At 33.6% G+C, this 26,314-nt stretch carries 18 protein-coding genes; 9 read left to right on the forward strand and 9 right to left on the reverse strand.

From position 1 onward, the window contains the following. Positions 1-69 precede the first annotated feature (69 nt). Together MST30_RS08445 and MST30_RS08450 are read right to left on the reverse strand one after the other, a co-directional pair. Positions 70-2,556, reverse strand: coding sequence for a zinc-dependent metalloprotease (locus MST30_RS08445; protein ID WP_243470983.1), 2,487 nt, complete (start codon positions 2,554-2,556; stop codon positions 70-72). Positions 2,557-2,650: 94 nt separating this feature from the next. Next, on the reverse strand, positions 2,651-3,901 hold the full coding sequence (locus MST30_RS08450; protein ID WP_243470984.1) for a fibronectin type III domain-containing protein: 1,251 nt from the start codon (positions 3,899-3,901) through the stop codon (positions 2,651-2,653). Between the two features lie 157 nt (positions 3,902-4,058). Here MST30_RS08450 and MST30_RS08455 point away from each other — a divergent pair, with 157 nt between their 5' ends. Beyond that, positions 4,059-5,462, forward strand: coding sequence for a zinc ribbon domain-containing protein (locus MST30_RS08455; RefSeq protein WP_243470985.1), 1,404 nt, complete (start codon positions 4,059-4,061; stop codon positions 5,460-5,462). Between the two features lie 71 nt (positions 5,463-5,533). Here MST30_RS08455 and lysS read toward each other — a convergent pair whose 3' ends face one another. From lysS to MST30_RS08470, 3 genes are all read right to left on the reverse strand, one after another. Beyond that, positions 5,534-7,222 carry a lysine--tRNA ligase gene (gene lysS, locus MST30_RS08460; protein WP_243470986.1) on the reverse strand — a complete coding sequence of 563 codons (1,689 nt, stop codon included), beginning with the start codon at positions 7,220-7,222 and terminating at the stop codon, positions 5,534-5,536. A 111-nt stretch (positions 7,223-7,333) separates the two neighbouring features. Next, on the reverse strand, positions 7,334-7,741 hold the full coding sequence (locus MST30_RS08465) for a DUF1573 domain-containing protein (protein ID WP_243470987.1): 408 nt from the start codon (positions 7,739-7,741) through the stop codon (positions 7,334-7,336). Between the two features lie 108 nt (positions 7,742-7,849). After that, positions 7,850-8,911 (reverse strand): LuxR C-terminal-related transcriptional regulator, encoded by a 1,062-nt coding sequence (locus MST30_RS08470; RefSeq protein ID WP_243470988.1) that lies wholly within the window; start codon positions 8,909-8,911, stop codon positions 7,850-7,852. Between the two features lie 110 nt (positions 8,912-9,021). Between MST30_RS08470 and MST30_RS08475 the strand changes: the two genes are divergently transcribed. Genes MST30_RS08475 through lipB form a run of 3 tightly spaced genes read left to right on the forward strand, consistent with a single transcriptional unit; the run spans position 9,022 to position 10,715 of the window. After that, positions 9,022-9,180, forward strand: coding sequence for a YqaE/Pmp3 family membrane protein (locus MST30_RS08475; RefSeq protein ID WP_243470989.1), 159 nt, complete (start codon positions 9,022-9,024; stop codon positions 9,178-9,180). A gap of 40 nt (positions 9,181-9,220) precedes the next feature. Further along, positions 9,221-10,024: a hypothetical protein gene (locus tag MST30_RS08480; RefSeq protein WP_243470990.1), complete on the forward strand. Its 804-nt coding sequence runs from the start codon at positions 9,221-9,223 to the stop codon at positions 10,022-10,024. Further along, the gene (gene lipB / locus MST30_RS08485) at positions 10,017-10,715 is read left to right on the forward strand and encodes a lipoyl(octanoyl) transferase LipB (RefSeq protein ID WP_243470991.1); all 699 of its coding nucleotides are present in this window, start codon (positions 10,017-10,019) and stop codon (positions 10,713-10,715) included. Before MST30_RS08480 ends, lipB begins: the two co-directional genes overlap by 8 nt. Here lipB and MST30_RS08490 read toward each other — a convergent pair. The 4 genes from MST30_RS08490 to MST30_RS08505 all read right to left on the reverse strand — a co-directional run bounded on the left by MST30_RS08490 (position 10,712) and on the right by MST30_RS08505 (position 16,156). After that, positions 10,712-11,644, reverse strand: coding sequence for an ion channel (locus MST30_RS08490; protein ID WP_243470992.1), 933 nt, complete (start codon positions 11,642-11,644; stop codon positions 10,712-10,714). The two genes, lipB and MST30_RS08490, sit on opposite strands and share 4 nt — an antisense overlap. A 127-nt stretch (positions 11,645-11,771) precedes the next feature. Next, the gene (locus MST30_RS08495) at positions 11,772-12,821 is read right to left on the reverse strand and encodes a nucleoid-associated protein (protein ID WP_243470993.1); all 1,050 of its coding nucleotides are present in this window, start codon (positions 12,819-12,821) and stop codon (positions 11,772-11,774) included. A 338-nt stretch (positions 12,822-13,159) separates the two neighbouring features. After that, the gene (locus tag MST30_RS08500) at positions 13,160-15,523 is read right to left on the reverse strand and encodes a ribonuclease HII (protein WP_243470994.1); all 2,364 of its coding nucleotides are present in this window, start codon (positions 15,521-15,523) and stop codon (positions 13,160-13,162) included. A 30-nt stretch (positions 15,524-15,553) separates the two neighbouring features. After that, entirely contained in the window at positions 15,554-16,156 is a 603-nt protein-coding gene (locus tag MST30_RS08505) for a ribonuclease HII (protein ID WP_243470995.1), read from the reverse strand. Positions 16,157-16,370: 214 nt separating this feature from the next. On the opposite strand from MST30_RS08505, the gene MST30_RS08510 reads away from it, so the two are divergent. The 5 genes from MST30_RS08510 to MST30_RS08530 all read left to right on the forward strand — a co-directional run bounded on the left by MST30_RS08510 (position 16,371) and on the right by MST30_RS08530 (position 26,015). After that, entirely contained in the window at positions 16,371-19,601 is a 3,231-nt protein-coding gene (locus MST30_RS08510) for a SusC/RagA family TonB-linked outer membrane protein (RefSeq protein WP_243470996.1), read from the forward strand. A 15-nt stretch (positions 19,602-19,616) separates the two neighbouring features. Continuing rightward, positions 19,617-21,098 carry a RagB/SusD family nutrient uptake outer membrane protein gene (locus MST30_RS08515; protein ID WP_243470997.1) on the forward strand — a complete coding sequence of 494 codons (1,482 nt, stop codon included), beginning with the start codon at positions 19,617-19,619 and terminating at the stop codon, positions 21,096-21,098. A gap of 10 nt (positions 21,099-21,108) precedes the next feature. Continuing rightward, positions 21,109-21,831 (forward strand): hypothetical protein, encoded by a 723-nt coding sequence (locus tag MST30_RS08520; protein WP_243470998.1) that lies wholly within the window; start codon positions 21,109-21,111, stop codon positions 21,829-21,831. Positions 21,832-21,950: 119 nt separating this feature from the next. Continuing rightward, the gene (locus MST30_RS08525) at positions 21,951-23,921 is read left to right on the forward strand and encodes a S8 family serine peptidase (RefSeq protein ID WP_243470999.1); all 1,971 of its coding nucleotides are present in this window, start codon (positions 21,951-21,953) and stop codon (positions 23,919-23,921) included. Positions 23,922-24,053: 132 nt separating this feature from the next. Then, positions 24,054-26,015, forward strand: a complete 1,962-nt coding sequence (locus tag MST30_RS08530) for a putative porin (RefSeq protein WP_243471000.1) — start codon at positions 24,054-24,056, stop codon at positions 26,013-26,015. The last annotated feature ends 299 nt before the right edge of the window (positions 26,016-26,314 follow it).

Consider the following 26,314-nt stretch of genomic DNA (forward strand, 5'->3'; position numbering starts at 1 on the left):
ATAAAATTTTATCTATAAAAAAGGCTTCAAGTTAACTTGAAGCCTTTTTGAAATATTATTTATCTCAGATTATTTAGGATCCAAAATATCGTTGATACGTTCTATCGCATCAGCAATATGAATTCTACTCATAGCATCTCCACCACGAGCAGAGCGTAATTGACTTCTTAAGGTCTTTAACTCTGCTCTAACAACTGCTCTAATGTCAGACTGACTTGTATTAACGGCAGTAGCTTTCATGTAAGGGCTAGGTGATCTTCCACTTTGGTTTTCAGCAGTCATTAAATATGCCAAACGATCTATATGAGCACGTTGTAAATTACGACGGTAAGTGTCTATTTTCTTACCAGTACGTAATTCGCTCCAAATACCTTTGCGTAAATCGCTCATCATGTCTGTTAAAGCATATGCGTTACTATCGTAGGTGTGTGCTTCGGTTAAGCGCTGCATTTTACCTAAGCTTAAGATGTTGTTCAATGTTCTTGCTTGTAAAGCACGCACGCGCTCTACAGAACCAGAATACTCTATACGGTCAAAGATATTTTCGTCGATTAACCACTCAGGAGTTGTAAATAAATTATCTTGAATAAACTGCATTGCTTCTTTTTGATGTGCTTTTGGCACTGGAGTATAAACAGCACCTTCTTGATCTGCTGTTTTATAATATTCATAAACTCCACCAATGTTATTAGAAACATGTCCCATGTAACGGTTGAATTGCGAAACTACATGACCGTACATTTCTTCTAAATCATCATAATCTTCACCAGCTTCTGTAGTCCACTCAATTAATTTAGGAACAATGCGCTTAAGGTTTTTGATGCCATATTCACTAGCAAGCATGGCATTGTCACCTAAGTCTTCAGTTTGAGAACTAGGATCGTGAATATCACCTACTTGTTGATGTCCAAAACGAAACATTGGGTCGCCAGCGTGCTCTGTAATCCATTCGTTTAGGATTGGTTTTTCTTCTTCAGCAGTTTTATCTAAAATAGGTCTGTAACCCCAAGCAATAGCATACATATCATAAATACCAATATTTGGCATTAAAGCCACACCTTCATCACCTGGTTGTGCAACATAATTGAAACGTGCATAATCCATTATAGAAGGTGCAGTTCCAAATTTTTGAGTAAACTCAGCATCTCTAAGTTTTTCAACAGGATAAGCAACACTACTTCCCATGTTGTGCGGTAATCCTAAAGTGTGCCCAACCTCATGTGCTGATACAAAACGAATCAAACGTCCCATAACTTCATCTTTAAACTGAGGACTCTGTGCATCTGGATTAATAGCTGCAGTTTGAACAAAGAACCAACCACGTAATAAAGACATTACGTTATGGTACCAGTTAATGTCACTTTCTAAAATTTCACCAGTTCTTGGGTCACTTACGTGAGGTCCGTTTGCATTAGGAATCGGAGATGCCAAATAACGCACTACAGAATAGCGTACGTCTTCTGGACTCCACTCAGGATCTTCTTCAACAGATGGTGGATCTTTAGCAATTATAGCTTCCTTAAAGCCTGCTTCTTCAAAGGCAACTTGCCAATCTTCAATACCTTGCTTAATATATTTTCTCCATTTTTCTGGAGTCGCTCTATCGATGTAATAAACGATTTGCTTCTTAGGAACTACTAACTCTCCTCGTTTAAACTTTTCAATATCCTCATCTCTAACTTCAAGTCTCCAACGATCTAGATAAGTTAGGGTTTTGCTTTTTTGATCTTCTAAACCATAATCGGTTGTACCACTTGTAAACCAACCTACACGCTCATCAAAATAACGACGCTTCATTGGGTTGTCTGGTAACAAAATCATAGAGTTATTAATCTCAATAGAAATACTTCCTGTACTCCAGTTTGAAGGAGGAGAACCAGCAGCATACGTTTTTACATGGCGAGCTTCAATGTTTCTAGGGTAACTTTTAATAGTTTCAATAAAAGACTTGTCACTTTCTAATCTTGTAACCTTGTAAGGCATTCTTCTAAACTGAGGAAGACCAAGTGATTTTACATCTTTTTCAAATAAAGGTGTAGCATCGATAACGGTACTTGTAGAATCTTTGCTGTAAGCTTGTATAGGGAATGTAAATAATACAGGCTCAAAATTAGAGTTTTTTACAGCTTCGTTTACAGGTAGAGAATCTGCGGCTGTAACATTATAAGAGACTACACGAAGCACTACTTTATGACCTTTCTTTTCCCAGCGTAAAACCTGCTCGTTTTGTTTGCCTCCACCAAAACCAAGTCCACTAGCCGTTTTTGCTATACGCGTTACCATCAACATTTCTCTATCAAAAAGAGAATCTGGTATTTCATAGTAAAACTTATCGTCTAATGAATGTACTGTAAATAAACCTTCGTCGCTTTTAGCGTCTTTTGTAATTATCTTGTTATAAGGTTGTGGGTCGTTTTTTCCTGGTTTCTTTCCAGCTGGTTTTGCCATTGCAGTGGCATCTGTTTTCTTAGATTTGTTGGCTTTTTTGGCTGTAGAACAAGAAAATGCTAAAAAAGCCGAAGCTACGAAGAGTAGCTTAATGGATTGTTGTTTCACTTTGAGTCGGTTTTAAAAAATTTGCATGAAAATAAGGATTCTATTAAGAATCTTTCAGTTTTATAATCTATTTTATATTTTTTTTAACGCAAGCTTAAAGTGTTTGTAAGTAAGCTCTAAGGAGCTCTACACCCTCTGCGTGGATTATAGTTGTGCCAATAAATGGCATACTGAAATCTTGACTATATTCAGAAATTCTTAATGAAATACTAGACTTTCTTTCAACAATATTAGAATCCTCTAGAGATGTTTCAAAAGCTAAACGTAGCGTAGATTGAACTTCGCAGGTGCCTCCTTCTATATGGCAATGTGCACAGTTAATATCAAAATAAGATCTGGCTCTGTCTTCGAGCGATTCTGAAGTGTCTTGCCAATTAACTATAGAAGAGACCTCAGTACTACTTGATACACCAGTTAGGCGTTGCCTGTTTATAAACTCATCCAATTGGTTGACTCCATCAACGTTAAAATTCATGTTTCTAAGTTTTGGGCCAATTGGTGTTATGTCCTCATAGGTGTGATGGCACGTGAAGCAATCTGTGTTAGTTGGTATTTCATAATCAACTGAGTTTGTTTCTCCATTTACATCTATCCAAATTACAGGTACAATACTTCCATTTAAATCTAATGTAGCTTCATTTTGTTCTGCGTTCCATTTGTAATCTCCGGTTTCCCAGGCTCCATTAATTTTTATGAGAACGCGTGTTTCTACAATTATTCTGCCAAGTGATAAATCGCGCTCGTCAATATTGTAATAAAATGTTTTTGCAATAACAGTATTATCTGGAAAAATAGGTAAACCATCACCATCGTATTGCATTGTAGTATTTTCAGGTAGAGCAACTAATCGTTGTTTATGCGCATAATCGGTAAATAGTTGTGTGTTGAGCTCATATTTAAACGCTCGCGATGAAATGTTTAAATCTCCAAGATTTCCTGAAAATAAATTTAATTCTGAAAGATTTGGTCTAAACTCTGGTACTACAGGTAACGTTTCTGTTGTAAAACTTAAGACGTCTGAAAATAAACTAGAGTTATTTGTAGAACAAACAGCCTGAACATAAACATCGTATGTTGTTTCTGGATTTAAGTTAGATAAAGTTGTTGATGTCATAGTTTCAACAACCATAGTTCCTGAACCTAAAACAAAGCCAGATTCTCCGTATTCTACGATATAAGAATCACTTCCGTTTGGATCTGTCCAGTTAATTGTTGCAATAGAAGTGGTAATATTAGTTGCAATAACATTTGTTATTTCTAGACATGCATCTACAGTATCGTCATCTTTTTTACATGAAAAAACAACGAAGCAGATTAAGATTAAAAAAGTGATTTTTTTGATCATAGCTTAAGAGAATTATTCATTAGCGTGGATGTGAAAATAGTAAAAAAGTACAGAACTGCAAATCCTTAGGTTTCATAACAATGAATCAATTTAACAAAACCATTATGATGTAACATAATGATGTTTATTTTTACGACAAGGTAAAAAAAGCATAAATATGTATTTTGTAATATTTGGGGTTAGAGACTCAAAACTAAAAAGTAAACCTGTTGCTGGTAATACAACTTGTTCAAAGTGCAATAGTGTTGGGTCTTTTGATGTTAAAGGAACTGCAAGTTATTTTCATCTATTTTGGATTCCGATAATTCCATTAATGAAAGAAATTGAATTTGTGTGTAGAAATTGTGGTCAGCACCATTACAAAAAAACAGCACCAAAATCACTGTTGGCTAGTTACAACACAATGCCTCTGAAAAGACCATGGTGGCATTTTTTGGTTTTGGCTTTTTTGGCCTATAAAATAGTATCTTTATTAATAGTTTTGGCTTACTATGAAGTTGATTCCATGATTCAGAAAAGTGAGAATGAAACGAAAATTGAGAATCAGAATCAAGAACGACAATTTCATCTAGAGCAATTAAATGCTGACTTTGCTAATGCTAGTAACTCACCTTTATTTGAGAAAGATTCAATATCTTATTTATTGCATACAAAAGTTGATTTTGGTAATTATGAAATAAATGGCGATGAGGTAAAGATAAATTCTACTGTTAAGAATAATATGATATTAACCTTATTTCAAATCGATAAATTTAATATTGTTGAGACGGCAGATCAATATCTTTTTTTGAAGGATGTAAGAGATATTATAAATAAATCTTATGAGCAGCCATTTAACGTTTTTATTGGAGTTAAAAGTATTGATGGACAATTGTTTGTGTCATCTGCCAATAGTAATATAGAAACATACGATTTTGTAAAAAATTCAGATTATTACAATTATCCTTTTAAGCATTATTATGAGAATGATAGTGTGTCAACTTACAATATAATAAGTAGGCGAGAGCACGATAAATTACTATACGAGTATGAAGGGAAATCCCAAAAACGAGTTGAGTTAGATACTACAAGACTACTAGATGTTTGGGGAAAAATTAATACTAAATTTAAGTTTAAATATAAGAGTAAAATAGATCCATTACCTAAAAAGGTTTTCTTGGAATCTTCTGAAACTCTACTTCCTGAAGATTTGAGGTTCTTTTTTAAATATCAAAATCTTAATGGTCCTTTTGTCAAACTGGGAGAGCTCAAGGTGCGTTTACAACAATTAAGCTATGTGTTTTACAATACTCCAATCGGAAAATTACAAGACAAAAGCTACAAGGACAGTTCAAAACGAGTAGTTTCTTTATATAGTTCTCCAAGATGGTTGCCTTTTTATGAGGATTATACCTATAAATATGCTATGGATTTATTGCCTGATGAAAATGGCTATATAGGTCAAATAGTACAACTAGGACAAAATGGAGAGCCTAGTAAATTTATTGCTAAAGATTTAGTAAGTTTTCTTGAACTGTATTTAAATGAAAAAGTTCCAACCGATATTGGTGATTGGAACTAAATGTTTTCAACTTCGTTTAACAGCCTTAAATAACCCATTAAAAAATAGGATAAAGTAATTGTTTGTTGAGATTAAACCATCTCAACAAACAACCCTTCATCAGTCTTTTCAACTTTTGTTAAGCCGTGTTTTCCTAAGCCTTTTATGCCTTTATCCCATCCCTTATTACTTAAACCAGATTGTGTTTTAAGCTCGTTTAAGTCCATACGTTGCTCTTTTTTAAGAATCTCAAAAATCGCTTTTTCGTTATCGCTTAAATCTACTTTTTTCTTCTCTGGTCGCATTTGCGGGAAGAACAATACTTCTTGTATACTTTGGTTGTTGGTTAAGAACATAATCAATCTATCCATTCCAATTCCCATTCCAGAAGTTGGTGGCATACCGTATTCTAAAGCGCGTAAGAAGTCAAAATCAATAAACTCTGTAGCTTCATCATCACCTTTCTGAGCTAGTTTTAATTGGTGCTCAAAACGCTCACGCTGATCTATTGGATCGTTAAGCTCAGAATATGCATTTGCGATTTCCTTACCACAAACCATAAGCTCAAAGCGCTCTGTTAATTCAGGGTTTTCTCTGTGTTCTTTACACAACGGACTCATCTCTTTAGGGTAGTCTGTAATGAATGTTGGTTGTATGTAGTTACCTTCACATTTTTCGCCAAAAATCTCATCAATCAGCTTGCCTTTACCCATTGTGTCGTCAACTTCAATACCCATGTCTTTTGCTGCAGTTCTAATTTCAGCTTCAGTTTTATCATAGATGTCAAAACCTGTAAATTCTAAGATAGAATCTCGCATAGAAATACGCTTGTATGGTGCTTTAAAGTTAATTTTGTGCTCGCCAAACGTCGCTTCAGAAGTTCCGTTTACAGCAATAGCACAATGCTCTAGCAGCTTTTCGCAGAAGTCCATCATCCAGTTGTAATCCTTGTAGGCTACATAGATTTCCATTGCTGTAAACTCTGGATTATGAGTTCTGTCCATGCCTTCGTTACGGAAGTTTTTAGAGAACTCATACACACCTTCAAAACCACCAACGATTAAACGCTTTAAGTAAAGCTCGTTAGCAATTCTCATATACAACGGAATGTCTAAAGTATTGTGATGTGTTACAAAAGGTCTCGCAGCTGCACCACCAGGAATTGGTTGTAAGATTGGTGTTTCAACCTCAAAATAACCAGCATCATTAAAAAACTGACGCATAGCATTAAATAACTTTGTACGCTTTACAAACACATCTTTTACGTGCGGATTTACGGCCAAATCTGCATAACGTTGTCTGTAACGTTGCTCAGGATCTGTAAACGCATCGTAGGTTTTTCCGTCTTTTTGCTTTGGAATTGGTAATGGTTTTAAAGCTTTACTTAACAGTTTAAACTCCTTTACCATTACTGTTTTTTCACCCACTTTGGTGGTGAACAATTCGCCCTCAATACCAATAAAATCACCTAAGTCGATTAATTTCTTAAAGACATCGTTGTACAACGATTTGTCTTCGCCTGGGCAAATTTCATCTCTGTTAAAATAGACTTGAATACGGCCTTCGCTATCTTGTAACTGTGCAAAAGAAGCCTTTCCTTGAACATTAATTGCCATAAGACGACCAGCTATAACCACCTGTTTACCTTCTTCGTAATCAGATTTTATCTGTTTGGAAGTGTGCGTAACAGGATATAAATCGGCTGGATAAGGATTAATCCCTAAAGCACGAAGTTTTTCTAACTTTTGACGTCTTACTAATTCTTGTTCTGAAAGTTGCATTTTTTAATTCATTTAAGACGGCAAAATTACGTTATTTATTTAAAGTATAAAACAAAGAAAACTGCTAAAGAACAATAGTTTTTAGCAGTTTTTATTAAGGTGTGTTTCAAATTACTTCGAGGCTATTATATTCCCTTTAATTTTCAAGATTTTGTTACCACCTTCAGCATTAGAAGTTACTGTAATGGTTTTTGTAAAAGCACCAAGTCTTTTAGTGTCATATTTAATTTTTAATTCTCCAGATTTCCCAGGTAAAATAGGTTCTTTTGAATAGCTTGGTACAGTACAGCCGCAACTGGTTTTTACGTTTGTAATTAATAAAGGAGCGTCACCTTCATTGGTAAAAGTAAACAATCGTGTGCCATCCGAATGTTGCTCTATGGTTCCATAATCGATGACCTCAGTTTCAAATGAAATGATGGCTACTTTACCTGTTTTACTTTCAATCTTACTAGAAGTTGCATTGAATAATCCTACTGAAAGGATAAAAATTAGAATAGTGTTTACTGTTCGTTTCATGGTTTTAAAATTTTTGATTAATACTGAAACAAACTTCAAACTTAGAAATGAAAAATTAAGAAATATGAGGTTGGAAATTGGTACTAGTACCTAGGTTGAATTTTTCAACTATTTTATAAACAGCGACTTAACATCTTCTCTAGATTGTACTTCTAACTTTTTGTAGATGTTATTGGTGTGTGTTTTTATAGTGCTAACACTCAAAAATAGGGCTTCAGCAATGTCTTTATTCGTTTTATCTTGAAGCAGATGCTCTAAAACAACTTGTTCTTGTTTGGATAATTTAGACTTTAAATCTTCAGAATTAGACTGTCTGTTTTTCCAAATACGATAGAGTAAGAATACATTCAATAAGAATGAAAGTGCTAAGATCCCGTAGAGATAAACATTCCAACTAGGACTTGAAGAATTTTCAGCAGCGGAAGATGAAAGCATAAAACGATCAGCGGCCAATTCATTTTTGTATTGCGTAGTGTATGGTGCGTTAGGATACGTTGTTTCCAAGCGTTCCTCAAGATCGTCATAATAGGAATTGTTCTGTAGATCTTCAACATAATAGCTGTGTAAATCGCTGCTTCTATCCGATAAATAAGTGTAGATGGCGAGTTCTGCTATAGGTTCATTTAAAGCAGTTCCATAATCTTGTAGTGTGGTAAACCACTTTTTATTGTTCAGTTTTCGGTTGGCTTCACTTCGTACTTCACCATACGCAAAACGCATATCGTTTTTTAAGGAATCTATCTTTAAAAATGCATTAGCTCTTGGGTTGTTAGATTCTACTTTACAAAATACCTGGTTGCCAAATGAAAACGGTAGTTTTAAAGTATCCGTATTTTTGGCAATAAACAGTAATTCTTCACTATTACTGCAATGACCATTAAAGTGATTAAGGTTTTGTTGTGTTTCTGTACACTTATCTACATGGATGCGATAAATGCGATTTTCGGTACTGAGCATATCGCCTTTAAACTCAAAAAAGCCAGTCTCGTCTGCTGTAGTTTTTGCTATGATTTGTTCTGAATATACGCCAGACATCTTACGATAATCCTCGACTATAGAAAGATAAACCGTGTTTTGCCATTCCTCAGGATTGGTGTAGCCCGAAAAGGAATATTGCGCCTTGCAGGAAAGCGATATAAATAAAAAGCAAATCAATAATTTAAAGCGCATAAAACGAAACTACGCAATTTTGCGAAACAATAAAATAGTGCTGAGATAAAAGTGTAACAACTTTAACAAAATAACGTCCTACAGATACATCAAATCAAAAAATCGAAATTATGAGTATCTGGCGTGTTATTTTGTCCATAATCTTTCCGCCTTTAGCAGTGCTAGATAAGGGTTGTGGCTCAATATTAATTACCTTTTTATTGTGGATTTGCGGATGGGTTCCTGGAGTTATTGCAGCTTTGGTAATTCTTAATAATCCTGAGCGATAAATCCGTATCTTTGTACTTTTGTAAAATCAATTTAAAGTACATGAGAAAAGTATTTCTAATCATAGTTTTTGCTTGTTTTATAGCAAGCTGTAATGTTACGGAATCTATTGTTTTTAATCAGGATGGCTCTGGTGAGTTTTTAGCTACCTATGAAATGGGAGAAGCTATAAAAGCTATGTCCGTTGCTATGGGTGGAGATGAGAATAAAGAGAAGAAAGAAGGAGGTGAAATTATGGATACTACAATAGTGTTTGCTGACATCATGGAAACCTATAAAGATAGTGTAGCTGCTTTGCCAGAAGAGAAACGCTTGGCAATGGAGGCTGTAAAAGATATGTACATGAGAATGCAGATTAATGAGGATGAAGGTGTGATGAGCTTTGGAATGGGTATGCAGTTTGAGTCCATTGACGACTTAAAAGATATTAGAAAAAAACTTAAGAAAATGCAAAGCTTAAACTCGCAAGGTGATCAAGTGAATGCTATGAAAGAAAACTCACCACTTGGTAACTTTATGGGTAATGAAAATAATGATGTAGCTTACATTTATACTACAGATGGCTTCTCTAGAATGACAAGTATTAAATTGCCAGACGAAGCTACAGAAGACGCAATAGACGAGCTTTTTGATGAAACCGATGAGAGCAACCAACAGTTTTTAGAGTATTTTGAAGGTTCTTTTTATAATGTAAAATTAACCTTTCCTAAAGCAGTAAAATCTATTGATGTCGAAGGTGCTGAATTCTCTGATGATAGAAAAACAGTAACTTACAAAACCAATTGGGTAGAGTATCTTAAAAACCCAAAGTTACTAGATGTGAACCTGAAATTTGTTGATGAATAAAACTGTAAAACTTCAAGATTTAGGCTTAAAAGATTTTAAAGAAACCTGGGACTATCAGGAAATCCTTTTTAAAGCCATTTTAGATACTAAGATTAAGAATAGGAGAGAAGATGCAGGTTTAGAAACTGATAACCATTTTCTGTTTGTAGAGCATCCGCATGTCTACACTTTAGGTAAAAGTGGAGACTTGTCTAATTTGTTACTTTCTGAGGAACAATTGGCCGAAAAAGGAGCAACATTTTATAAGATAAACAGAGGAGGTGATATTACCTATCATGGTCCTGGGCAAATTGTAGGTTATCCTATTTTAGATTTAGATAATTTCTTTACAGATATACACAAGTACTTACGGTTCTTAGAAGAAATCATTATTCTTACTTTGGCAGAGTATGGTTTAAAAACCGAACGAAGTCCTGGCGAAACAGGTGTGTGGTTAGATGTTGGCACTCCGTTTGCCCGAAAAATTTGTGCTATGGGAGTGCGTGCCAGCCGTTGGGTTACGATGCATGGTTTTGCGCTAAATGTCAATGCCGATTTAGGCTATTTTGACAATATCATACCATGCGGTATACGTGGCAAAGCAGTAACCTCCTTAAACAATGAACTTGGTGTAGATAAGGTAGATGAAGAAGAAGTGAAATCTAATATTTTAAAGCATTTTAAGGTGCTTTTTGAGGCGGAGTTTGTTTAATTTAATTCAGCGTTTTCACTTTCATTAATTCTACCAACATCAACGAGTAGTTTTCCTTTGTGTCGTTTTGCAGTATATACAAATTTTTGTCCCCATTCAATTTCTTCTGGTTTGTAAGAGGATCGTGAATATACCATTTGTCCAGACGATTCGTCAAATGCTTTGAGCATGGCTATAAACTCAAAATCCTTTTCAAAATAGTCATTTTTATTTAGTCCATAGAGCGGACTGTTTTTGTCAATAGGATGCACTACGGTCCACATGGATGGAAAAAACCTTACGTTGTCTCTTTCTAAATCTAGTATATGAAAATCCCTGAACTCTGAGTTCTTCCGCTTCATGGATACACTTACGTTGATTTCTACGTCTAGTAATTCATTTTTTTGAGGATTAACCAATCTAAACATAAATCCGTTTATGTCTTGATATGGTGCAATTACAGCTTTTTGACTAAATTTAATTTTAGATATGGGTTTGGAAAATCTTCCGTAAAATAAACCTGTGGCTAGTGCAAAAAACAGGAGTCCAAGTAATGATTCTGTTGCTGCAACAATATTTGCTAACAAGCCCAAAGGAGCAACTTGGCCATAGCCTAAAGTTGTTATGGTTTGAGCACTAAAAAAGAAAGCCTCCATAAACTGCTCAAAAGGAGTTAATCCATGAATGCCTGTTAAATGTTCTGTGCCAATAAGACTGTAGATAGTTGCAAAAAACGTATTAACAAGAAAATAGGTAAGTGCTACAATGCCAAAGAAATGAGACCATTTCATAGTTACTAAACTATGAAAGAAGTTCAAACGCTCAAGGAAGCTGATGTTTGTTTTTTCGATATTAAAACTTCCATCTTTGTTTAAGCTTCTATAACCTTTAGAGTATGATTTTTCGCCTAAACCAAAATCTTCAAAATCTTCTTTTTTGTGTTTTGCCATATGGCTCTAAATTAAGAAAAAAATGAATGACGTTTTTTGTTGATTTTATGTGTTTGAGAACTGTTTCTAAAATTAGATTTTATATAATCCAATATTGATTTGTGTCTGTAAAAAAAACTTAACAGATCTAAGCCTCTTCATTAAAAAACACCTTATAGTAGTGCATTTTTTTCTCTTCGTCATAACCGCGTTCTAAATATTCCGCAGAAGCATCTGGTGCATCAACATCGAGTTTTATCTGTATGTTGGTGTCTAGTTTTATTTCGGGTTTTATTTTTTGCTTTTGCTTTTTTAAGACACGCTCAGAGACATCAAATTGGTTTCTAATGAGCACGTTTTTTTCGGCTTCGTAAGTTTTTTTATAGTCTTCAAAAAGTTGTATTTGGTCTTCTTCCTCAAACACTTCTTCTTTAAAGTTTTCGATATTTACAATTTCATTTTCCTTAAAAAAGTCAACTGTTTTTGCCAAAAAATTGCTTTGCTCTTGACCGCCAAAATTGGGTTGTAACACTTCTTTAGAAAACTCTCTGCATAGTTCAATATAGTTTTTGGTGTGTTGGTTGCTATCGTCAGGGTATTTAATATTTAGGAAGCTTTTAATCCAGTATTGGGTGTCGTAGGTGTTGTTATCTACACTAAATACTATTTTGCCTTCCATATCTGAGGTATTCAGGATTAAACAACCCTTATCTACCTTTTTGGCTTGTATGCCTTTTTGCACCAAAATATCATAGTTGCCTTCCTCTAAATAGGTCTGAAAAAATTCGGTCTTATTTTCAATTTTAAAAATGCCAATGGCATCTATAAAAAAGTCTTCGTATTGTATATTTTCAAAATGACAAACCAGTACATCACCTGTTTTTATTTGTGCTGAATTACTTTGCTCGTAAAGATGCGTTACAATGTGTTTTGAAGTCTCTACAAAATCGGCTTCCTCTTTAAAAAGTTGGTCGCTATAGGTGTTAATCTCATTAAGCCCAACATTACTATGATGATGAAAACGGTAGTTCTCGGCAACACTTACAAAAGGTTTTAAAAGATATGGTAACATAAGGTTGTACGTAGCTTCATCAAAATGCACAGCGGCATCTGAAAACGCGTTTTTGGTATCGTTGAATTTATTGCCAACTTTATGAATAATACAGTGTTTTATTGAAGCTTTTTGTCGTTTTATCATCGGTAAATAAATAAGAAAATAAGTGTTTGCAATACTACAAAAGGTATGGCTTAAAACTAAAGAAAACGCCAAAATAAATTTGGCGTTTTCAAGACTCAGGGACTTCGAGATTTGGTTACCGTTATGTTTTTATAAACCCAATACGTTTGTTTTGGGTTTTATATTATTTATAATGCTTAATTTTTTTGAAATCTTAAAAAGTTAGGCGCAAGAAATGGAAGAACACTAAAAATTTTGGGAGTTTTTGTAAAAGTCATTTTAAGTAATTGATTAATAGCGCTCTAAAAATAAGAATAACTATTGATACTTAAAAACGATGTGCATAAATGGTTAATAAGTTAGTGCAGTTTGTAAACAACTATTGTTTTATCGTCTGCTTGTGTGATTAATTCTAAACCTTTGCTTTTATCTAGTTTCTGTAATTCTGCAGCAGAAGTCCCAAAAACAGGAAAATTAGGAATTGTTTTTGCTTGACTATCAAATAAATACACTTTTTTCGACTGTAAATCTGTTGTGGTGACGTAGATTTTATCGTTAAGGTAATAAATTCTAGGTGCTGTGTAAACTCCGTAGTCTAGATCTACTCTTCGCGTTTTTATAAATAGTTTGTTCTCGTACATAGAGACCAATGTTTTGCTGGTGGTAGCTATGTTGTGCTTATCTGTTAGATTAAGATCTTTTCGGCTTATTTTTCCTCTGGTATCAACTTGTACTAATTGCCCAAGTGTGTTAGTTGAGGTAAACTTATTTTGATAAAGATAAATTTCGTTATCAGAAAAACGAATCTTGTCTTTAACGTCAACTCTAACTTTGCCTTGGCGATTTAGAATTTCTAGATTGTCTTCTGTGGAAAAGACAATATAATCTTTGCTTCCAATTCTAAAATGTTTTGGTTGAGATGTTATATTTTTATTATTGCTTTTATATACAAAACCGTTTACAGTTTTGCCTTTAGCATCGTACATAATAAGTTTTTTGCCTTGAGTTACTAGTAGTCTGTAATTTTTTCGTTTGTCGTAATCAAAAACGGATAAAGGTTGAGTGATTTCATCATTGAATTTTCTCGGAAAAGGGGAGACATCATTACCATTTCTATCTAAAACATATAGGCGGTTTGGTGTTGTGAAAGCTAATTGTAGCCTTCCGTTTTTATACATGTCTATTTGCTCTATTTTTCCAAGTATTTTTCCCTGAAGTTGTTTTTTCCAAAGTATATTACCTGAATTAGAGATAAGGTACAGCACGTTATTTGTGTCTTGTACAGCAATATCGTGCGTATTATTAATATGATTTTCTACAGTCTGAGGTGGCGAAACTATTTGTGCTTCTAAAGATGTTGAGAATGTCTCGGTCACTGAGTTTGAAGCTGCTCTTTTTTTGAATTCTTCTATAATACCGTTAACGTGTGCGTAGTTGTCTTCGTATGTATATTGCACCACATTGGCATGATAGTTTTTTGTGTTTATATCTAAATGCTCAGCAAGTCCGTCATTGTTTTTATATATAAAAATTGAAGCGTCATCGCTTAAATTAGGACTTATATTTTTAAAAGCATCAGAATTGGCAATAGTATTATTGTTTAAGGCGTCGGAAAGCGTTGATTTTAAGGTTTCAATAGAATCTGAAAAAACAACAAAATCTTCATATTTAAAAAAATAGTTAGCCGTTTCGTAACTCATGATTGGCTCAAATCTCGATTTGAAAAAATCAGGATTTCCAAATTCATAAATGTCAATTTCTCTATAAGTTTCTGTGATTGATTTTTCTTCAATGGTTTCAACAATAAGATTAGCATCTAAAGAGTGGAGGATAAGCGTGTTGTCTGTTAGAGCGATTTCATTGGTAAAGTTTAAAAATGTTTTGGTGCTGTCTGGTGTTTTAGAATTGAGCTTTTTTAAATTATTACTAAAAATTGAATAGTCATCAAACGATATACTTAATAATGATTTAGTGCTGATTGGAGCTATGCTTAAGCTGTTTGTTTTTTGAGGAATGGTGTTTTTAAAGCCATCTAAAATTTGTGTTATAGAATCTGTAGAGGTCACAATGCCATTGTAATGCAGGTTTTCATCAGAAAAATTTAAATCGAGTAAAGCGTAATCGTTGCTTAACTCTTTTATCTTTTGAGAAAATAAAAGGTCTGAATAATTTGAAGCCTTTGTTTTGAACACTACTGAGGCGATTGTTTTGTTTTCAGTAGTTTCTATTAAATCTGTAAGTTTATGTTTTTCTTCGTTGGGTTTTAGATTTTTTATAACATCCAAGCTGTTTGAAGCCACAAAAATAGTATTCAATACTTTATGGTAAAAGACAGTAGAGTCAATTTGGGTTTTATAAATATCAAATTCTGGTAGATTTTCAGATATATGATTTGGTATAGAGTCTACAGTAAAAACGGTAGAGTTGTTTTTGGTTAATATCAGGTAGTCTGTGTGTTGAGGATTTAAGAAAGCAACATAAACTTTATCTGTTGTATTGATGTTTTTTAGTAAAGCGGAGGTTTCATTTAACTCCTTATTATATATATCAGATAAAATATTGTGTTTTTCTATGCTTTGAGTAAAATCGTTGAGTTCATTTATAGCAAAGACCACTTCGGTGTCAGAAGGAATAAATTTATATGGAGAATTTGAAATATTATAGTCTTTTTGGCAAGACACTAAAAGGGAAAGTAAAATCAATAAAAATCCAAATTGCTTCATACGTAAATATATATTTACAAATATAAAAAGTTATAAATCTAAACGGTATTGCTCTGGTAATAATCTGAATGATTTTCTGTGGTATTTGGTAACGCCGTATTTTTCTATTGCTGCTCTGTGTTCTTTGGTTGGATAACCTTTATTTTTTTTCCAGTTATACATTGGGAATTCTTTATGAATTTTTTCCATGTAGAGATCTCGGTATGTTTTTGCTAAAATTGAAGCGGCAGCAATGTTGAGGTATTTTCCATCTCCTTTTATTATAGTTTGATGTGGAATAGCATTATAGGGTTTAAATTTATTACCATCCACAATAATGTAATTTGGAGTAATGTTGAGCTGCGCAATGGAGCTATGCATAGCCTTTATAGAAGCGTTTAGGATATTAATGGTGTCTATTTCATCTTCAAATATGTGTTGCACAGCAAAAGACAAGGACTGTTGTTCAATTATAGGTTTTAAATCCATTCTTTTCTTTTCGGATAGTTGTTTGGAGTCGTTCAAGATGCTATTGCTAAAGTCAGCGGGTAAGATTACAGCAGCAGCAGTAACAGGGCCAGCCAAACAACCTCTGCCAGCCTCGTCTGTTCCACATTCAAAATCAAAATTTGAAAATTGAGTTTTTAAAGCCAAAATGTTAAAATTTGAACAAAGTTAAAATTTTAACGCAACCTTTTTACAATTTTGGTATCTACGTAATGAGTTAAGCATCAAAAACACTAATTAAATTATAGTTAAGTTTTGTTGATGAAATCGCAAAAGCATTAACATTTTTTTGGCAAAAACGCTTGTTTATTTAATATTTAATTAAGATGTTTGCAACTAGACTAACTCAAATAATTGTTTTATGAAATTAAAGTTAACATGGTTATTAACGCTTTTTATGGCGTTCGTGATGCAATTTTCTTTTGCACAAGAAAAAATGGTCACAGGTACAGTTACAACTGAATCGGATGGTTTACCCCTTCCTGGAGCTAGTGTAATTGTAAAGGGTACTACAAAAGGTGCTCAAACTGATTTTGATGGTAAGTATACTATTGGAGTCAATTCAGGAGATGTTTTAGTTATATCTTACGTTGGTATGGAGCCTGTTGAAGTTACAGTGGGTGCATCTAATGTGTATGACGTCACTTTAAAAGAAGGTAATACTCTTGATGAAGTAATAGTTGTGGGTTATAATACAACAACTAAAGAGGCTTACACAGGTACAGCGACTAAAATTGAAACTGAAAACGTGGAAGCAAAAGCTGTTTCTAACGTTACTCAGGCACTTAGAGGTGAGGTTGCTGGTGTAAATGTTGTTTCTGGTTCTGGTGCTCCGGGTTCTGATGCAACAGTACGTATTCGTGGTTTTGGTTCTGTAAATGGTAACCGTGATCCATTATATATAGTTGACGGTGCTCCTTATTCAAGTGACCTTTCGTCAATTAACCCAGCGGATATTGAAAGTATGACAATTTTGAAAGATGCTGCCGCGACTTCAATTTATGGGTCTAGAGGTGCTAATGGTGTAATTGTAATTACAACAAAGCAAGGTAAGGTAGGAAAAACAGTTGTGTCTGTTGATTTTAAAACTAGTGTTAATACGCTGTTTTTGCCTCAGTATGATATAGTAGATTCGCCTGAAGATTATATTGAACTGTCTTGGAGATCTCTAAAGAATAAAGGTCTTTTACTTGGTGAGTCAGATCCTGCTGCTTGGGCAAGCGCAAATCTATATGGTACTACAGAAGGTATTAATAATGCTTATAACATATGGAATGCGGCTGGTGCTGATTTAATCAATCCTGCTACTGGTGAGTTTAACTCAGGTATTTCAAGAAAGTTTACGCCAACTAAATGGTCAGATGCTGCTTTCAATAATGGCCTTAGAACTGAAGCGAATGTTCAGGTTAGAGGTGGTAATGAGAAAACTCGTTTTGCGGTTTCTTTTGGTTACTTAGATGATGAAGGTTATGCTATTAAGTCTAACTATACGCGTTATACTACTCGTTTAAATTTAGAGCATAAGCCAAAAGATTGGTTAACAGTTAGTAGTAATATTGCATTAACAGGTGGTAGATATACTAACTCATCAGATACTGAAGGTTCAACTGGAAGCTCTGGTAATATATTTGCTCTAACTGCTACAACTCCAACTATATATGATGTTTTTCTTAGAACACCAGATGGTGTTTTGATTGAAGATCCAATTTTTGGTGGTTCTCGATACGATTATGGTAATGAATATGGTCGTAGAGCATGGAATGCTACTAATGGTATTGCAGATGCTAATTATGATTTAGCAAGAACAGATGTTATGACAGTTTTAGCTAATTTTAACGTTGGTGTAGATATTACAGATTGGTTGAAGTTTGAGACAAGATATAGTGGTCAATATAATACTTTTAATGCTTCTTCAATGCAAAACCCTTATTATGGAAGCGGATCTTCTAGTCAAGGTTTCTTAAATAGAGTAGAGCGTACAAACATTAATCAAAACTTCCTTCAAATGTTGCGTTTTTCTAAACAATTTGGGGATCATGGTTTGGAAGCTTTCGTTGCACATGAATCTACAGTTAATAGATTTGATTATTTTGGGGCTTCTGCTCAAACTGCAATTATACCATTTTCTTTAAGTTTAAATCAGTATACTACATCATTTGGTAGAGCAAATAATTATACAACAAGAAGAAGCTTAGATAGTTACTTTGCAAATGTGAATTATAATTACGCCCAAAAATACTTCTTAACAGGGTCAGTTAGACGTGATGGATCTTCTAGATTTATTAAAGATAAATGGGGTACGTTTGGTTCTGTTGGTTTAGGATGGGTAGTTTCTAAAGAGGATTTCTTTGATGTAAATTTCTTAGATTACTTAAAGCTTAAAGCTAGTTATGGTGTAATCGGAGATCAAGGTGTAAATACATTATATGGTTATAAATTCTTTAATATCAATACTACTGGAGATGGTTCTATTTCTTACTCACCTAATGGTGAAGCACAAAATCAAGATTTAACATGGGAAACATCTAAAGTTGCTCAGGTTGGTTTAGAGAGTACTTGGTTTAATGGTTATTTAGATTTAGATGTAGATTACTATGTAAAGAATACTACTAATCTTTTCTTTCAGCAAACATTACCGCCTTCTCCGGGTGATGATTATATTCTCTATAACGATGGAAAACTTAGAAACAGTGGTGTAGAGTTTAACGCTACAGTTCAAGTGTTTAAACCATCAAATGATTTTAGATTATCTCTTAATGTAAACGGTGAAATGTTTGATAACGAGATTGTTGAAATGCCTATAGATTATGCAACTGGAGAGCCAAAAGTGTTAGATGGTAGATATTCTGAAGGACATTCACTATATGACTGGTACATGAGAGAGTGGGCTGGTGTTGATCCAGCAACTGGTTCGGCTTTATGGTATTCATATTATAACGATGTTGATGGTGATGGAGTATTTAATGAAGCTAATGGTGATGAAACCATTACCAGTTTAACAGTGTATTTAGATCAAAATCCTGATGCTAATGTTCAAAAAAGAACGACTTCAACCTACAGTGAAGGAACACAGAAATATGTTGGTAAATCGGCTATTCCTGATGTAAGAGGTAGTTTCCGTATAAATACTGGTTTTAAAAACTTTGATTTATCTGCTCAATTTGGCTATAGCATCGGAGGATATGTTTACGACAGCGGTTATGCAAGATTGATGGAAAATAGAGATTTAATTGGTACTACAAACTGGCATACTGATATGCAAGATGCATGGCAACAACCAGGTGACATTACCAATGTTCCAAGACAATCAGCAGGTTATAATACAGATGTACAGTTTAATGGTACTTCTACACGTTTCTTAACTAAAGCAGATTATTTATCTCTTAACAATATTAGATTAGGATATAATTTACCTGCTGATGCTGTAGAAGCTCTTAAACTTAGTAAGTTTAATGTATACGTTTCTGGCGATAATTTAATGATGCTTAGCGCAAGAGATGGTTTAAATCCAACAACTTTAATTGGTTCAGGTAATTCAGGTATTTATATGCCGATGACCACTTTTAGTCTTGGTGCCAAAATAGAATTTTAAAAAAAAGTGATGAATATGAAAAAAAAGTTAATTTACGGAATTATGTTAACCTCAATGTTGTTTTTGGGGTGTAACGATGAATTTTTAGAAGGTGAGAACTCTAATGTCTTAACAGCAGAAACAATAGCAGTATATGCTGATGATTATCCTGCATTGTTAGAAGGTTCTTTAAATGGTATTACGAGTTTTATTATTGAACCATTTGGAGTAACTGGTGGTAGACATTATGATTTTGGGCAGAAAGCTGTTGATATTTGGATGGACATGACTTGTGGTGATATGGCGCTTTCAGGTAGTGCTTATGGTTGGTATAATGATACTGCTAACTTAATTACCCCTGTAGATTTTACGCAAGAAGAGAATGAGATAATTTGGATATACTATTACAGAATAATTAGTGTAGCTAACACAGTAATCTCATCTGTTGGAGGAAACGATGCTGAGCCTGAGAGTGATGATGCTAAGCGTATCTTAGGACAAGCAAAGGCTTATCGTGCCTATGCATATTTCTATTTACTACAATTGTATCAAAGATCTTATGATCCTGCGCAAGAAGTTTTACCTTTCTATAATATTGATACTTATAGTTTGGCTAAAGTGCCTGCAGGAGATATATACGATCAGGTAGTTGATGATTTAACTAGTGCTATTGAGTTACTAGAAGGTTATTCTAGAGGTACAGCTAAAAATTTAATTGATAAAACTGTAGCGCAAGGATTTTTAGCCTATACGTATGCTGCTATGGGAATGTATCCAGAAGCAAAAGTTCAAGCAGATAATTTAATTAGTGCTTATTCTGCAACTACAGCAGGTCAATTAGCATTCCCTGGTGCAGGTTCTGGTTTTAATGATGTAAACACAGGTTCTTGGATTTGGGGTTACGATTTAACTGAAGATTTAGGACACCAATTAATAGATTGGTGGGGACAAATAGATTGTTTTACTTATAGTTATGCATGGGCTGGTGATCATAAATCTATTGATGATTTACTCTATTCTCAAATATCTGATAATGACGTAAGAAAGACTCAGTTTGGAACAGGTACAGCAGCTTTACAACCAATTAACAAATTCTTTGATCCAGGTCGTACTATTGGTGGTCAGTATATCATTACAACAGATTTGATTCACATGAGAGTTGATGAGTTTATTCTCTTAAGTGCTGAATCTGCTGCTAAATCATCTAATGAACCAGCAGCTAAAACTATGATGATAGACTTTTTAACACCTCGTGTTGGTGCTGCAGAAGCTTCTGCTACCATTACACCTTTATCAGGTCAAGCTCTTCTTGATGAAATTTACTTACAAACTAGAATAGAACTTTGGGGTGAAGGTAAAAGTTATTTAGCAATGAAGCGTAACCAAGCAACGGTAACTCGTGGTACTAACCATGTATATCGTGCAGGCGAGTCTTTTGCTTATGATTCAGATGAAATGAGTTTCCAAATACCTGAAGTTGAAATTATTAACAACGGACTTATTAACGGCCAAAACTAAAATTAGAATTATGAAAAAATATTTTAAATATTTTACAGTTTTTTTAGCTGTAACCTTAATGTTCAATTGTGAACAAGATAATGATTCATCGTTGTCTAACTATGTGGGTTTTGAACAAGGCCCAATAGCTTATACTGTAGACAATGATGCAACACAAACTTTTGAAGTTACTGTTGCTGCTAGTGAAACATCTAGTTCAGATCGTACATATACTGTAATTGTTGATGACGCTTCAACTTTAGCTAGTCCTTACACAGTACCTTCTACAGTTACCATACCTGGAGGATCTAATGTAGGAACTTTATCTATATCTGTTACAGATAATGATGATTTAGGTTTTGTTGCTCAAAGTTTAGTTTTAGATTTTCCTGATGAAGCAGGTATGAATTTTGGTGAAGCTCTTACATTAAATTTTACTGAAACTTGTTTAGACACAATAGTGACGTTTAACTTAACATTAGATACTTGGCCAGATGAAACAACATGGGAGGTTTATGATTTAAATGGAACACCTGTAGTAATTGCTTCTGGTGGACCATATGTAAATCCTGATGATGATTTTGCTGAATTATCTTTTGATTTCTGTTTAGCTTCAGGCAACTATGGAGTTGTGGTTTATGATTCTTATGGTGATGGTGGTCCAACATTTAGTGTTACAACTGCCTCAGGAACATTAGTTTCTGATATTACTCTAAGTGGTACACAATCTTCAGCAACTTTTACAGTTAACTAGATTAATTTAGTAAATCATAAATTGTTAAAAGCCACCTCATAGAGGTGGCTTTTGTTTTTTATTTATGATTTAACTTAAAATATCTCTATATTGCAAAGAAAATTTCAACACATTTAAACATGAGAAAAATTTTATTTTCTGCTGTATTACTTTTTACTTTCGGAGCTTATGCCCAAGAATTAAGTAGTGATATTTCTGAAGAAAACAAACAACTCCTAACTGAACTTAGAGAACAAGAAAATTTAAGAAAAGAAAGAGTAAATACTTTTTTATTAAATAACCCTTCTGTTAAAGCTACTTTAGTCAATGATGGTACTAGATTAATACATATTTATGATGTTTATGACGGAAAGCCAATTTACAGATCTACAGACAACTTAGAAGCAGCAAGAGCAACCAAAACAGTAGAGTTGTGGGTTGGAGGAAGTATGGGCTTAGATTTGGATGGCACTGGGATGACCGTTGGTGTTTGGGATGGTGGTCCAGCAGATAATAATCATGTAGAATTTCAAAATTCTAATAATACCGGTACACGTGTTACTATAATTGACGCTGCTGTAGTAGATGGAGATACTGGCTATAGTTCTCATGGAACACATGTTACAGGAACTATTTCTGCTAAAGGAGTTAATCCTAATGCACATGGAATGGCTTCTAATGTTAACGTTAAATCTTACAACTGGACAAATGATACCTCAGAAATGCTTTCTGCTGTAAATGCAGCTACAAACCCTATTGTTTTATCTAATCACTCTTATGGTGTGCCAATAGACCAAGGTGATGGAAATCAATTAGACGCCTCATTTATAGGTGCTTACACGTCAGATGCTGCAGCAATAGATAATATTACAAGAAATAACCCTAAGTATTTACCAGTAATGTCTGCTGGTAATTCTGGTCAGGTTAGTTATCCTGGTGGAATGTTAGCTGGTTATGATAAGTTAACTACAGATAAAAACGCAAAAAACAGTTTAATAGTTGCTAATGCAAATCCTACTACAGCTGAACAACCACTTTTTAGTGGTAATTACGAATTAACTAATTTGGTTATTAACCAAGGTAGTAGTCAAGGACCAACAGACGATTTGCGTATTAAACCAGATATAGCTGCTGATGGCACAAACTTGGAGTCACCAACACCTAATTCTACCTATTCAATTTTTTCAGGAACTTCAATGGCAGCACCTAATACCACAGGAACTTTAGTTTTATTACAACAATATTACAATCAACTGCAAGGTGAGTACATGAACTCATCTACATTAAAAGCTTTAATATGTCACACTGCTATTGATGATATCTCAGTAACTGGTCCTGACCCAAAGTTTGGATGGGGATTCTTAAATGCTCGTGAAGCAGCACAAACACTTACAGATGCTGATGATTCTCAAGCTATTGTTGACGAATTGACTTTGGATCAAGGAGGTACATATACTTATACTTTTTCTGCCCAAGCTGGTGAAAAGTTATCGGCTACTATTTGTTGGACAGATATGCCTGGTAATGTGTCTAATGGTACAGTAAATGACCCAACTCCAAGATTAGTTAATGATTTAGATTTAAGAATCTCTGATGGTACAACCACATATATGCCATGGAAACTTGATTTTTCTGGAAGTGCTTTTACAAATTCTAAAGGGGATAATATTGTAGATAACATAGAGAGAGTTGATATTGATGTGCCTGTTACAGGTGTTTATACGGTAACTGTAACGCACAAAGGTACATTACAAGGAACGGAAGGTGGTCCTTTTGATCCTCAAAGTCAGGATTTTTCTTTAATTATTACAGGAAACAACCTAACGCTAAGCGTTAATGAGAATGATTTGGCTAGAAAATTAGCTGTGTATCCTAACCCATCTAATGGAGAGTTTACTATTACATTTGAGTCTAATTTAAATAGTGTTAATAATAATGTTAAAGTTGACGTTTATGATCTGCAAGGTAGACTTGTTTATAACAACAACTTTATAAACAATTCTTCTATTTTTAAAGAAAATATTGTTTTAGAAAATGCTAAAGCAGGTGTGTATATGGTAAATATTTCTGAAGGAAACAGAACTACCTCACACAAACTAGTTATTGAATAATATTTTACTTTTAATAAAATAGGAAAGACCAACAATATTATGTTGGTCTTTCTTTTTGTTAAGTAAATTGTAATTCTTCTCGATAAAACAATAATTTATGATTTACTTTGTTTTTAGTTTAGATTTTAATAAATGCGAACAAGACTTCTTGCAATAATCTTAGGGCTGTTTTTGGCTAACGCAAATGCGCAAGTTAAATTAACAGGTGCTAATGCGCCAAAAAGAGGTAGCGTAAATGATTCTACTGATGTTAAAAGGTCTAGAGGATTTAAAGACCTAGCTACAATAAATATGTATTTACAATATAATACTGAAGTAGATACGTCTATTGTTGATACCACTTTAACAATTAAAAAGGATTACAAATTCAATTATTTACAAAAAGATAATTTTGGTTTAATGCCCTTTGCTAATATAGGTCAGACCTACAATTCTCTAACCATTAATGCTATAAATGATGAAACGAACCCTTTGTTTGGGGCAAGAGCTAGACATTTTAATTATTTTGAAGATGAGTATATCAAATATTATGAGGTGCCAACTCCATGGACAAGACTTACATATAAAACAGCTTTCGAACAAGGGCAAATGTTAGATGCCTTTTTTGCTGTAAATCTTTCAAAACAATTAAATTTTTCCATCGCATATAAAGGTTTAAGGTCGCTGGGAAATTATCAGAACGCATTAACGAGTACAGGTAACTTTAGGTTCAATACTAATTACAAGACTAAGAATAAACGGTATAAGGCAAATGGCCATATTGTAATGCAAGATTTGCTCAACCAAGAGAATGGGGGAATTAAAGATGAGGATATTGAAAATTTTACCTCAGGTGATGAGGAGTTTTTAGATAGGTCTGTTTTTGATATGAATTTCGAAAATGCAGAAAATATTTTGGAAGGTAAGCGGTTTTTCTTGAATCATTCATACGATATTATTAGCAAAAAAGATTCAATTAGTAATAATAGGCTTACAATAGTAAATCAAGTTTCTTTTGAAGATAAATATTTTCAATTTTATCAAAACTCACCTTCAAGGACTTATTTTGGTGATGCGTTTACAGGTAGAATTAATGATAAAGTTACATTAGAAGATTTCAAAACAAAAGTTTATGTCGAATACATAAATAATATTTTAGGAGAAATCGGTTTCGGGATAAACTACACAGATGTTAATTACGGATACAATAGCATAGTTTTATTTTTAGACGAGACAATGCCTAATAGAATTAAAGCTAATTATTTAGGGGTAGATGCGTCATACAACAAAACCATAAAGTCAATAAGTTTAAAAAGTAAAGCAAGTCTAAATTTATCAGATGAGTTTGTAGGAAGTTACATTGATGCAGAACTTGGTTTAAAACTTAATGATGATATTATTGTTTCTGGAGGAATTAACATTAGTTCTAAACTGCCAAATTATAATTATCTACTATATCAAAGTGATTATATTAACTATAATTGGTATAATTTAAATGAATTTAAAAATATCAATACACAACAGTTAAGGTTTAATATTGAATCTCAAAAATTCTTTAATGCATCTTTAGATATTTCCAATATAGAAAATTATACCTATTTTAATTTACAAGAAATTAATGAAGATGGAGTTAGAATAATTAAACCAGAACAATATACTAGTTCATTACAATACCTAAGATTAAAAGCTCAAAGAGAGTTCAAAGTGGGGAACTTTGCTTTAGACAATACAATAATGTATCAAAATGTTATAAGTGATACTGACGTATTAAATGTTCCAACACTCATTACCAGAAATACACTTTATTATTCTAATCACGTATTCAAGAAAGCCATGCAGCTTCAAACAGGAATAACATTTAATTATTTCACAGAATATAATATGAATGGTTACGATCCTGTTTTGGCTGAGTTTTATACTCAGAATACAACTAAGATAGGTGGTTTTCCAAGGCTAGACTTTTTTATTAATGCAAAAGTAAGGCAAACACGCATTTTCTTTAAAGCAGAACATTTCAATTCTTCATTTACTGGCTATGACTATTTCTCGGCACCTAATCACCCATACAGAGATTTTACGATACGTTTTGGTTTGGTTTGGGATTTCTTTTTATAGACTTTAAAATATTTTAATGTAGATATTTCTGTTTGTCAGTCTGTTAAGATGCTTTTTGTAATTTTTCTCAAATAAAACACAAAAAAGTATTTGGTAGTAAAGAAAAGGGTTATATATTTGCAGCCCCTAAACGGACAGATTGTTCGAGAAACGGGGAAGTTCATTCACAGAAAAGGCATCGAAAAAAAATAAATTTAAATTTTTTCAAAAAGATGTTGTGGGAATAAAAAAAGGGTTTTATATTTGCACCCGCTTAACGAAATAAGGTTAAGAAAAAGTAAAGAAAAAGTTCATTAACA

The organism is Winogradskyella sp. MH6 (genome assembly GCF_022810765.1).
Taxonomy (GTDB): domain Bacteria; phylum Bacteroidota; class Bacteroidia; order Flavobacteriales; family Flavobacteriaceae; genus Winogradskyella.